The following is an 11974-nucleotide window of genomic DNA, read 5'->3' as shown; positions in this document are numbered from 1 at the left end:
AATCGATCGAAACTCTCTATGTTGAGTTTGATCCTGTCTGGAACTCTTCTGACCTCGGGATTTTTTCTCTTCGAAAAATTCAGTTTCACTCCTGGGGAGCAACAAGATGCGCCGGATCGCTATCCGTCCTCCTTGTCGGAAACCTATCTTGATAAACAAGTTCCAACATTATTTGTTTTTGCTCATCCCAAATGTACCTGCACGCAAGCTACCTTGAATGAACTGTCCAGACTAAAGGAAAAAGTCGGGACGCAAATGGCAGTGAAAGTCTTTATTTCCTACGACCCCCAGGATTCATTTGATGGGCAGCAAATCGAAAAACAAGCCCGGGCCATCGCAAACATTGATGTCAAAACGGATTTGAATCGAAGCGTAGCCCGCTCCATGGGGGCGCTGACGTCGGGGCAAACGGTATTGTATGCCCCAGAGGGAAATTTGCTTTTTCAGGGTGGAATCACCATCAGCCGGGGACACGAAGGTTCCAGTCCGGGAGCCTTGCAAATTGAGCGAATCGTCACCGGTCCTTTTATTAAAACACAGTTTGCCAGAACACCCACCTTTGGTTGTCACCTTTAGAAAGATTTATGGAAGAACTAAACAGAATTGCTGAAGAGCGGACAGAGAAAATTTTTACGGCGATGCGAACTCACGTGGCACTGCGTACGGATAGTCTGTTTTCTTACCTGATGCTAGGGCAATGGTTGTTTGCCATTGGTTGCGCTGTGGTTCTTACTCCCAAGTCGTATAGTGGCAGTGTCAGCACTTTGCATCCTCACGTTTGGGCGGCTTTGATTCTTGGTGGCTTGCTGACTTTTCTTCCGTGCAGCTTTGTTATTCTTCGTCCCGGTGAGGTCATCACCAGACACGTGATTGCAGTGACGCAAATGATGATGTCTGCCCTGTTGATTCATTTGACGGGGGGACGGGTCGAAACTCACTTTCATATCTTTGGTTCGCTTGCATTCCTGGCCTTTTACCGGGATTGGAAAGTGATAATGACTGCGGCGACAGTGGCCGCCTTGGATCATTTGCTGCGCGGGATTTATTGGCCGATGTCGGTCTTTGGTACTGCCAATGTCAGCCACTGGGAGTGGATGGAGCACACGGGTTGGGTGTTGTTTGAAGTGGCTTTTCTGGTTCCAGGTTGCTTGAACACACTTAAAGCCATGAGAGAGCTTTCCGCGCGTCAGGTTCAGCTGGAGATGATGAACGAACAAGTTGAAAAGAATGTGAAAGAGCGAACTGAGGAACTTGAAGTCACTCAACGTCAGTTGATGCAGTCACAAAAGCTTGAGGCCATCGGACAGCTGGCCAGCGGTGTGGCCCATGATTTCAATAATATGCTGGGTGGTATTCTGGCGTATTCGAGTTTGTTAAAAGAGGACTATGCCAAGGATGAACACCTGGTCAGTTCATTGAGTGTGATTGAAAGCAGCGCCGAACGTGGAGCTGAGTTAACCAAGAAGCTGTTGGCATTTGCCCGTAAAGGCAACTACGAGCACACGATCGTGGATCTGGAAAAGACCGTCGCCGAAACAGTGGCTTTGTTGGAGCCATCCTTGAATGAAAAAGTAAGTGTGGCAATTAAGATTGATCGCAATTTATGGCCGACCGAAGGTGACTCTACCCAGATTTTTCAGGTTGTGATGAATTTGGCCGTCAATGCCAAGGATGCGATGCCCGCTGGGGGTAGAATCCTGATCACGGCTACCAACGTGGATGCGGATTTGGACTATTGCAATCTGCACAGATCCGTTACGCCGGGAAGTTATGTTCGCCTCTCCATCGAAGATAATGGTTGTGGGATTCCCAAAGAAATTCAGGAAAAAGTATTTGAGCCATTCTTTACCACGAAGCAGGCGGGCTCCGGCACGGGGCTTGGTTTGTCGATGGTTTATGGAATTATGAAAAATCACAAAGGTGCCGTCGGTTTATATTCTGAGCCGGGCCATGGAACCGTATTTCATCTGTATTTCCCACGCTCCAAGAAAGTTTACTATCAAGAAGCGCCGGTATCGGGGATGTCCATTCCGTCGAGAACATCTTTGTTGGGACAGGAAATTTTGCTGGCGGATGACGAGGAAACCATGCGCCGGGCGGGAAGTGATATTTTAAGCCGCTATGGTGCCAGTGTGAATGCGTGTGAAAATGGTGAACTGGCTTTGACCGAGCTTTGCGCAAATCCGGGAAAATATAAAATCATCATTCTGGATGCAATCATGCCAAAAATGAACGGCATTGAGGCGTTTCATCGCATGCGTGAAGTGGCTCCGGATGCGCAATTTATTTTTTCCAGTGGTTATGCGGAAAGTGCAGAGATCACTGAACTTCGAAATCGATATTCAGTTAAGTTTATTCAAAAACCTTTTAAAGCAGAACATCTGGCACGTGAAGTGCTAAAGAAAGTGGCCTAATATGGACAATAACAGCAACAAGCGAATGATTTTGACCATAGATGACGAGCCAACGATTCGTTCTGCGGTGCAGTTGATTCTTTCCAGAAGGAACTGTCAGGTCGTCGGGGCGCAGGATCCGGGTGAGGCGGAGGCGCAACTAAAGTCTCAAACCTTTGATTTGATTCTTTTGGATGTAAAGCTGGGGAAGGCCAGTGGGTTGGAATTGCTCAAAAAATTGCGCGAAGAGTTGAAAATTAACACGCCGGTTTTGCTTATGAGCGGTCTCGCGGACACTGAGCGCATTCAGGAAGCTTGTAAATACGATATCAAAGGCTTCCTATTAAAACCTTTCAACTCAAAAGGGTTGGAGGAGAAGGTGTTCGGGGTTTTGGATGCGCTATCGAAACCGCAAGCTGCATAGGGAAAATGCCGTCTTTTCGTTGCCTTAAGCCAGGTCTATGGATATAGATAAAGCTCTAAAATTGGAGCTTTTGCACCATGACAAAAATGCCTGGTAAATTCACACGTATTGCAATCGCAAATCGCGGAGAAGTCGCGGTTCGTATTATCAAAGCTTGCGAAGAGTTGGGAATCGAAACGGTTCTTCTGCACTCTGAGGCGGATATTAATTCCCGTGCTTTCCGCATGGCCACAAAATCAATCTGCATCGGTCCAGCACCAACCGCAGAAAGCTATCTGAACATCGCAGCCAATATCGATGGCGCCCTGGCCGGTGGAGCACAAGCGATTCATCCGGGATTTGGTTTCCTGTCTGAAAATGCAGACTTTGCAGAAGCTGTGACCAAAGCGGGTCTTACATTCATCGGACCTTCTGCAGACTCCATTCGTTCTTTGGGTGACAAGGTTCATTGTAAGGAGCTTGCAAAAAAAGCGGGCCTTCCATTGGTGCCGGGTTATCAAGGTGAAAACCAAGCTGTTGCCAATCTGATTCAAGAAGCCGAGCGCATTGGCTATCCCGTGATCGTGAAAGCTGCTGCCGGTGGCGGTGGTCGCGGTATGAAATTGATTAAGTCCTCTGATGAGGCGGCTGAGTTAATTGAATCCGCTCAGCGTGAAGCGCAATCGGCATTTGGTTCACCGAAAGTATTCCTGGAGAAATATCTGGATCGCGCCAAGCACATTGAATTTCAAGTGTTCGGTGATTCCACTGGAAACGTGATTCATTTCTTTGACCGTGAATGTTCCGTGCAACGTCGCCATCAAAAAATTATCGAAGAAGCAACATCTCCATCGTTGAGCGAAGATCTTCGCCGCAAAATGGGTGAGGCCGCTTGTGCGATTGCGACCCTGGGTAAATACAAAGGCGCGGGCACAGTGGAGTTCCTGCTTCAAGATGGTGAATTCTATTTGCTGGAAGTAAATACGCGTCTGCAAGTTGAGCATCCAGTGACTGAAGAAGTACTGGGTGTGGATCTGGTTAAAATGCAGATCCTGACTGCACAAGGTGAATACATCCATGATCCAAAACTAATCCGCGTGCCACGTGGTCATTCCATCGAGTGCCGTATCTACGCGGAAAACCCGTACATGGGTGGCGTTCCAAGCACCGGTTTGTTGGGACTTGTTGAATGGCCTGAGGGGCCGGGTCGTCGTTATGAATATGGATTTGATTCCGGGGACACTATCACACCATTCTATGATCCGATGATTGCGAAAGTGATCGTGTGGGATGAAAACCGTCCGCGTGCGATTCAAAAAATGATCCGCGTTCTAAAAGACTCTGTGGTGTTTGGTGTTCACACGAACATTCCTTATTTGATCGAGATTCTGTCCCACAAAGAGTTTGTGATGGGCACGATGACGACAAGATTCATCGAGACCTATTTTGCGGATCCAATCAAAGAGCCGGAACTGACTGAAGCTGAAAAGAAAATTGCGGCGGCAGCATTGGCTCAGGCTCGTGGTGTGCAAACGGCTGGAGCAGTAGCGAACACGTCTCCGTGGGCGTCTTACTGGAGAGGTATCTAATGGAAATCAAAGTTCGTATCGACGGTATCGATCACAAAGCCCAAGCCCAATTACTTCAAGGCACACTGTGGGTGCATAGCAATGGACGTACATTCACCATGGACGCCGGCTCTGGACGTAAGTCACGCAAGAAGTCGGGTGCAGGTGGATCTTCTGATACAGTTATTGCGCCGATGCCGGGTAAAGTGACTAAGATATTAGTGCAACCAGGTACAGTCGTAAAAGCGGGCCAGGCAGTTTTGGTGATGGAAGCCATGAAAATGGAGTACACTTTGAAGTGTGACATCGCAGGAACCATTGATTCTGTGTCTTGTGCTGTTGGCGAACAAGTTGCCTTGGGTAAAGCTTTGGTAAAAATTAAACCTGCTGCAGAGTAATTTTAATCGGTAAATTTATGGCGAAGAATTCAGTTGCGATTGTGGAAATGGGATTAAGAGATGGTTTGCAAAACGAGAAAGTCGTTTTGGATGCTGACACACGCGTTGAATTCGCCCGTCGTTTGATTGAAGCCGGCACAAAACGTGTGGAGATCGGTGCTTTTGTTTCCCCTCAATGGGTTCCGCAAATGGCGGGTACTAAAGAGGTTGTTGGCAAGGCTTTCGGTTTGCAAAAATCCGGTCAGATCCCCAAGAAAACTGAATTCTCTGTTTTGGTTCCCAATGAGCGCGGTATGCTGGATGCTATCGCCAGTGGTGTGAAGGAAGTTGCGATTTTTGCGGCTTGTTCTGAATCATTCTCTTTGAAAAATATCAACTGCTCGATCGATGAAAGCTTCAAACGCTTTGAGCCGGTGATGGCCTTAGCCAAGAAACACAAGATCAAGGTGCGCGGCTATTTGTCCACGTGCTTTGGCTGTCCGTTCGAGGGTAAAGTGCCTGAAGCCCGCGTGGTGAAACTTGCTCAGCGCATGCATAAGCTGGGTGTGTATGAGCTTTCCATTGGCGACACCATCGGTGTGGCGAATGTGGGTCAGGTTCATTCCTTGTTTAAGAAAATTAAAAAAGTGGTTCCAGTTAAAAAGTTAGCGGGTCACTTCCATGATACTCGTGGACAGGCTTTGGCAAATATTCTAGCAGCCTTTGAAGTGGGTGTTCGTGTATTCGATACCAGCCTTGGTGGTTTGGGTGGATGCCCTTATGCTCCGGGAGCTACGGGAAATGTGGCAACTGAAGATGTGGTTTACATGTTCCACGGTATGGGTATTAAGACCGGTTTGAACCTGGAAAAACTAATCGCAATTGATCCTTGGATGTCTGATAAAATCCAACACGCTCTGCCTTCCAAAGTGGGTAAAGTCGGTACTCTAAAACCACTCGGTAAAGTTCCGAACGGTAAATAATTGAACTTCTTCAAGCAAATTACGGTGTTAAGTTTGTTAACACTGACTGCCGCGTTGCGCTCTTTTGTCGGATTTTCCTCCTCTAGATCAAATTAATTCAATTTGAGCCCCTGAAAACTTGGTACTTCTCTTGAAACACGCGGGTCGGAACTTAAAACGTATCAGGAGACTATTATTATGAAGTTCAACCGAGCTCTAAGCTTTGCTTTGATTTCCAATATGGTTTGGGCGTCGTTTTCCCACGCCATCAGCAAGGAAATGCAGGAATTGGTTAATCTGGAGACCAAAGCCAACGCAGTAGCCACGCGTAGTAATCAAGAGGTTATGGTCTATCACTATGATATTCCCTTGAGCCTGGTGCAGGCGGACATCGCCAAACGCTCTCCTGAAAAGTTCGTAAATTCTTTGATTCATGAAGAAAAAGGCGTGAAGTACCTTCGCTGGATCATCAATCCAGAAGACACCAAGTGGTGGCAGGAGATCGCAGGTTTCCTGAAGGCCAATGGCATCACTCCTGTCAAGAAAGTCTATTATAAAGGCTATATGACTGCTTCCCGCAGTTATATTATCGTCGATCCGGTGTCCAAGGCAGAGTTCTCCTTTAAAGGCTCCACAGATAAGACTGGCGGTCACTGGCGTGACAAGCATCAGGACTGGGATGATGGTAAGCAAATCCGTATGATGACGGATTTCGTGGAAGACCAAATTGCGAAGCAACCAAAATTGTACAATATCGTTTTACTTGATGAGCCATTGGCGTTCGGTATCGAAACCCGTGACGACAAGGGTAAAGTTGTTATCGATCAGGGTATGATTATTCGTTCGTACGACACATTAACGAATTCGGGAAAAACATATGTTCCTGGTTTCTCAATCATGCATGAACAAAAGGGCCGCGAGATCGCAAAACTGAATGGCTCCAGTGATCCGGCAGAGTATTGGAATGAGCACTATAACAAGCCCCTCGCGCGTGCGATTGCTGAGTTCTTTGCGTTGACGGGTATGACTTACGATTCACCACACTCGCAAAACTTCCTTGTAGAGTTGGATGCGAAGATGCGTCCGACGGGTAAGATCGTTTTGCGTGACTACGGCGATACTTATCTGACTCAGGACTTCTTTGATAAAGTCGGCAGAACAGATATCACCAAAGCCTGGGAGCAAAGCAACCTTAAGAAAGGTTATGCTTCGGTGTCAGTGGGTATTCTGCATGGAAATGAACCCCCAACGTGGATGTCCATCGAGACCTATAACCAGTGGGGTAAGGACTTCTTTGCAGAGTTTGAGAGAGAAATTAAAATTCAAACAGGCACGGCTCTTGTGAATAAGGGTGGTGTTGGTGTGAGTGGAATGTATCGCGGAAAGACTTATAATATTACCACAGAAGAAGGTAAGAAGTTTATTGAGCTCATTGCTAAAAATCAGCAACGTGATGCTTTGACTCGTGCGTGTTCCAGAATTTTCTCGATGTAGTTTGAAATTATAATTCAAAATAAAAAAGGCCTGGATTCCCAGGCCTTTTTTGTTTTTAAGACTTAAATAACTTATCCAGCTGTCTGAAATACCAATCTCTCAATGTTTTTTGCAGATGCAAATCAGCCAGCATCTCGGCTTTGTTTTGAACAATACCTTGCTGGTGGGGGCCCACCTCATCAGCGCACTCCCTGATCCAATCCTCAGTCGTTTCCGGGTGAAACTGGGTCGCTATGATATTATCACCAATCTTATAGGCCTGATTCTTACAGAAATCATTGGTGGCAATCAGCTCTGCTCCTGGTGGCAGCGTAAAGGTGCAGTGGTGCCAGTGGAATGCCGGAATGGTTTCGCCATCAGTGGTATGAACCGGAACGAATCCCACTTCCCAGCCAGGTTCATGGATCAGAACTTTACCACCCATGATTTCGGCAATCAGTTGTGAGCCAAGGCAAAGGCCAAAGATCTTCATATTACTCTCGATCAAATTCCGAATGAACTTTTTCTCAGTCTGTAGCCATGGATGTTTTTCAACCTCGAAGGTATCCATGCTGCCGCCGCAAATAACGACGCCCGCGTAGGCCTTGGCATCAGGAATCTGGGGTTCATCTGCCGGATGCCAGAACTCGACGGCATAGCCATTCTGAGACGCCCAGTCCAAGGTGGTGCCGGGAGGGCCATCAAATTCGTGCTGAATGATTAAAAGCTTCTTCATTGGCAGGAGACTAGCATAATTGAAAACTCTTTGCTACACTGGATCGGCCGGGGATAACCCGGCGTCTATGAGAAAATAAATCCATCTTAATTCTTTATTTTAAGAACCTCATTCGGGACCTTCTGGATCCCAAGAGATGGATTATTTAAATATGCAAAATAGAATATTTCAGATCACAGCTCACAATGTGGGCTATGAGCACAGCAATGGGCTGCGCTTGTTTTCGTCATTGAATTTCAGCCTGGGAGCCGGTCGCTATGGTTTGGTCGGCCCCAATGGTATTGGCAAATCCACGCTGGCTATGATTCTGTCGTCAGAACTTTCTGCGACGGAAGGGGAGATTCATGCGAGTCATCCGATCATGTACTTAAAACAAATGGAAGATCGGCCCGAACAAACTGTCGGTGAGTTACTGGTGAACATCTGGGATTCAAACCAGTTGGATGCTGTGACTCAGGAAACATTGTTGGGGGATATCCCTTTTGATCGACCACTAAAACAACTCAGCGGTGGAGAGTGGACCCGGGTGCGAATGGCAAAGGCTATTGCCGAGAATTCCGGCTTACTGATTTTGGATGAGCCGACCAATAATTTGGATCGCGAAGCCAAGCAAAGAATCGTGCAATTCGCGCAGGACTTTAGCGGCAATCTTCTGATTATCAGTCATGATCGCGAGCTTTTGGAATCCATGGAGACGATCATGGAGATGTCCAATCAAGGGATGCGGGTTTATGGTGGCAGCTATTCGTTCTATGAGCAGCAGCGCAATCAGGAAATCGAGCAGGAACAATCCACACTGAATCAGTTGCGCCGGGAGAAAAAGAAAACCGAGCGCGAGCTGCACGAAAGAGTGGATTCACAGGAAAAACGCATGCGCCGTGGACAGGCTATCGCTGACAAAGGCGGTATTCCCCGCATTGTTGTGGGGGGATTGAAAAGGGCGGCTCAAGTCACACTCGGAAGTATTAATTCCAATGAAACGCAAAGGGCAGAGCAGGCCAGTACGGAGTTTCAATCGCACTTTGCAGGGATGCGAACGCAATCCACTTTGCGATTAAAGGATCTGGGAGTGAAAGTCCCGACTGAGAAGCTGATATTTTCAGTGGCGGACTTTAATTTCCGATTCTCTGGAGCCGAAAATTTTCTGTGGCCTGAAAATCTGACTTTGCACATGAAAGGACCGGAACGCTGGGCTTTCACGGGAAGAAACGGCGCGGGAAAAACCACATTTCTGCAGCTGTTGCTATCCAAAGGTGAGTCTCCCTTAGGTGAACTCCGCGGGACCATGTCTGTGGGGAGTTTGAAAACCAGTTTGATAGACCAGGAATACAGCATGCTTCGTCCTGATCAGTCTGTCCTGGAAAACATTATCGAGGTTTCCAGTAAAGGGGCGGAATGGATTCGCAATGAGCTTGCGGCATTTCAATTCTTTGCGGATCGAGTGCATCAGAAAGCCGAAAGTTTAAGTGGTGGAGAGAAGCTTAAACTCTGTCTGGCAAAGGTCTTTCTTTCTGATGTAACTCCGGAGCTATTAGTTCTTGATGAGCCCACCAATAATCTGGATATAAGCAGCCTGGAGGTTTTGGAGGACGTTTTAAACTCCTATCAAGGAGCTTTGATCGTGATCTCCCATGACCTCGTATTCCTGCAGAAAATTCAAACCCGGGAGGTCCGCCTTTTGCAATCCTAGTTCTTGATATGCTTTCACGTTGGCTCACAATTCTATCTTTTGTCTGTTTTGGCATACTTAGCCTGGTCGTCATCAAGATGAACCAAAGGCCTCTCTGTATTGATTCCAAGGTTGTCGAGAAAATTGACAGAACCTCCGGGAAGCAGCACGACGAGGTCTTTCGTTGTTCGGTGAATAAGGCGACCCGCTATAGCAGTTACTTTGGTCAAAATATCAAGGACCTCAGTCTTCGCGTGGGTGCTACAGAGCGCCTGCTGGAAAGTATTGAGCCCTTCTATCAAAAGGTGCAGATCCTGATCACGGCGGATCATCCAAACATGTTCCGTATTCATGGGCACAGAATCTATATCGGTCAAAACCTGATCGAAGCACCTGGGCATCTTGAGAAGGCCATCAGCAAGATCTGGTACCGTGAGCGCAACGAGACTTTGTTCGTTCAGCAGGAACTTTTGGAGGAGGTTGCGACAGACTTCCTGGTTTATCTGCAAACAGGTGATCTGGATATCGGTGATCCCAAGACGCACTTGAAAACAGCATTGCTTCCGGTGAAGTGGCCTTATGTGATCAAGTCCCCCGCTGCGTATTGTGATTCCCCTTGGAAGCAATCAGAAGACTATGCGATCTGTGCAAACAGCCAGGATCTTTCCAGTATTGAGACTGAAGTTCTGGAAATGAGTCTGCGTCCTTTGATTTTAAGCAGCTGGATTAAGGCTTACAAAAATCTCTCAGTAGGGGAGCGCTACAAGTTCACACGCGGGATATCGAATCTGCTACGTCAGGAGTACAATCCAGTATTGTCGGTAGCCGGTGATGAATCAGCTTCCGTGTTGGCTCGTGCTTCGGCGACGCTTAAGAACTTCAATCATTATATCTCCAGCTCGGATTTGGGTAAGTCTTCCAATACCTATCGTCTTTTTGCTGCGAGCTTTGCAAACGAACTGCAAAATCGGGGCTATCACAAGGCATTTGCTGAGGCGAGCTTTGATGTGCTGTACGTCAGCAATCAACCGATCAGTTCTAATGCGGCAGTCTTTCAGGAGTTCATGAAGATTGCCAAAGCCCAGCCGCAAACTCAGATTGCCTTGCGTGATCAGGACAACCTGTGGATGTTGCCATCCAAGTTTCCGATTCCGATTAAAACATTTGGCCAGATCAAATCCAATCGCACCATCGTTGAGAAGTGTGGCGGGTTTAGTTTCAGCTATGTGATGGACTATTCCGAAAGCACCGAGAAGCTTTTGGTGGTCGAGCACTGTGACGCCAAGGCGGAAGTACGCTATTCGGAATTTCTGAAAACAGGGGCCGAGGGTTTTGCCTTAGAGAACAAAGGCATGTCGTTTGTTCAGTTCCATCTGCCGTCTTTGTTAATGAAGCGTGATGATCTTGCAAATGTTTTGAATGTTAAAGACTTTATCAAGAATCGCGATGTGGATAGCAAATCATTTAAAAGTCTGGGCTGGCAGGAAGTGCGTTGGGATAAAACAGCCAATGCTTATCAGCCAAAGGCTTACGTCGATGCGATTGAATGGTTTAGATTCTAAAAGAAAAGGGGCTTGGAAGCCCCTTTTTTTATAGTCCCGCCATTTCGGTTCTATAGTCGCTGATTTCTTTCGACAAGCGATCCATTTCTCCCTGGATGTTGTTTCTTGCTCTTTCGGCGTCATTCGCTTTCCATTGTGCATTACGAACATCTGAATCAAGGGCCGTGATCTGATTGTTGATATTGTCTTTAAGCGCCTTATTGTTGCTGTCATTTGCAAATATACGTTGGGATTCAAGTGCGGACTGCTGACTGCGCAGCATGCTTACGCGGCTTTGTGCAGAGTGAACATCTGTCACAGCAATTCTCATCTTGTAGTCCAACTCACGACGGCGGTCTTCGGCATTTTTTATTTGGGCTTCCACGTACTTCAAACGACCTTTTTTATATTCAGTCATGAATCCGGTCTCCAAATCCGTCGGGCACAGGTTGCGATACTTTTTGCCCGATGCGCCTGCAGTGAAGCCATTGCTCTTCGCGCAGTAGTCGCGAATGCCTTTGGTGTGGCTTGAGCTCAAAGTTTTTACATCAGAGCCTTCACAGAATTGCGGAGTAAATGGATCGCCGGATTTACCAACCAAGTAGGAGTTTTCTTTGGTGCAGTATTTGATGCGACCACTTTTAAAACCCTGGTCCGCTTGGGATTCGCTGATTTCCGCTTCTTCTTTGCGGCAGGACAGTAACTTGGGATCTGAGGAAAGCCACTCACCACGCATGGCTACGCTTTCGCCATGTTGGAACCAGTTGGTTGCTTCACAATCTTTCTTTAAATGGCTGGCACAGCCAGAAAGTAAAATTGAAATCGAAAGCAAAGAGACAAGACTTTTCATAA

At 47.1% G+C, this 11974-nt stretch carries 11 protein-coding genes; 9 read left to right on the top strand and 2 right to left on the bottom strand.

Translation table 11 applies throughout. The features are described from left to right. Positions 1-18: 18 nt before the first annotated feature. From AAAA73_RS08640 to AAAA73_RS08610, 7 genes are all read left to right on the top strand, one after another. Positions 19-576, top strand: a complete 558-nt coding sequence (locus tag AAAA73_RS08640) for a hypothetical protein (RefSeq protein ID WP_340597820.1) — start codon at positions 19-21, stop codon at positions 574-576. A gap of 8 nt (positions 577-584) precedes the next feature. Then, positions 585-2414 carry a hybrid sensor histidine kinase/response regulator gene (locus tag AAAA73_RS08635; protein ID WP_340597818.1) on the top strand — a complete coding sequence of 610 codons (1830 nt, stop codon included), beginning with the start codon at positions 585-587 and terminating at the stop codon, positions 2412-2414. Between the two features lie 25 nt (positions 2415-2439). Beyond that, positions 2440-2817: a response regulator gene (locus AAAA73_RS08630; protein WP_340597816.1), complete on the top strand. Its 378-nt coding sequence runs from the start codon at positions 2440-2442 to the stop codon at positions 2815-2817. Positions 2818-2894: 77 nt separating this feature from the next. Then, entirely contained in the window at positions 2895-4385 is a 1491-nt protein-coding gene (locus AAAA73_RS08625) for an acetyl-CoA carboxylase biotin carboxylase subunit (RefSeq protein ID WP_340597814.1), read from the top strand. Beyond that, a complete protein-coding gene (locus AAAA73_RS08620) occupies positions 4385-4762 on the top strand; it encodes an acetyl-CoA carboxylase biotin carboxyl carrier protein subunit (RefSeq protein WP_340597813.1) in 378 nt (125 codons plus the stop codon). The genes AAAA73_RS08625 and AAAA73_RS08620 overlap by 1 nt, the downstream gene beginning before the upstream one ends. Before the next feature lie 17 nt (positions 4763-4779). Continuing rightward, positions 4780-5724, top strand: coding sequence for a hydroxymethylglutaryl-CoA lyase (locus AAAA73_RS08615; protein ID WP_340597811.1), 945 nt, complete (start codon positions 4780-4782; stop codon positions 5722-5724). Between the two features lie 177 nt (positions 5725-5901). After that, positions 5902-7197, top strand: coding sequence for a hypothetical protein (locus AAAA73_RS08610; RefSeq protein ID WP_340597809.1), 1296 nt, complete (start codon positions 5902-5904; stop codon positions 7195-7197). A 55-nt stretch (positions 7198-7252) separates the two neighbouring features. Here AAAA73_RS08610 and AAAA73_RS08605 read toward each other — a convergent pair whose 3' ends face one another. Further along, a complete protein-coding gene (locus AAAA73_RS08605; RefSeq protein ID WP_340597808.1) occupies positions 7253-7912 on the bottom strand; it encodes a type 1 glutamine amidotransferase in 660 nt (219 codons plus the stop codon). Positions 7913-8063: 151 nt separating this feature from the next. On the opposite strand from AAAA73_RS08605, the gene AAAA73_RS08600 reads away from it, so the two are divergent. Together AAAA73_RS08600 and AAAA73_RS08595 are read left to right on the top strand one after the other, a co-directional pair. After that, on the top strand, positions 8064-9602 hold the full coding sequence (locus AAAA73_RS08600) for an ABC-F family ATP-binding cassette domain-containing protein (RefSeq protein ID WP_340597806.1): 1539 nt from the start codon (positions 8064-8066) through the stop codon (positions 9600-9602). Between the two features lie 170 nt (positions 9603-9772). Next, positions 9773-11143, top strand: a complete 1371-nt coding sequence (locus tag AAAA73_RS08595) for a hypothetical protein (protein WP_340597804.1) — start codon at positions 9773-9775, stop codon at positions 11141-11143. 28 nt (positions 11144-11171) lie between these two features. Here AAAA73_RS08595 and AAAA73_RS08590 read toward each other — a convergent pair whose 3' ends face one another. Beyond that, on the bottom strand, positions 11172-11972 hold the full coding sequence (locus AAAA73_RS08590; RefSeq protein WP_340597803.1) for a DUF2799 domain-containing protein: 801 nt from the start codon (positions 11970-11972) through the stop codon (positions 11172-11174). Positions 11973-11974 lie beyond the last annotated feature (2 nt).

The sequence above is a fragment of the Bdellovibrio sp. GT3 genome (assembly GCF_037996765.1).
Taxonomy (GTDB): Bacteria; Bdellovibrionota; Bdellovibrionia; order Bdellovibrionales; family Bdellovibrionaceae; genus Bdellovibrio.
The sequence above is the reverse complement of the archived record's forward strand: the minus strand, read 5'-3'. Positions and strand labels throughout refer to the sequence as shown.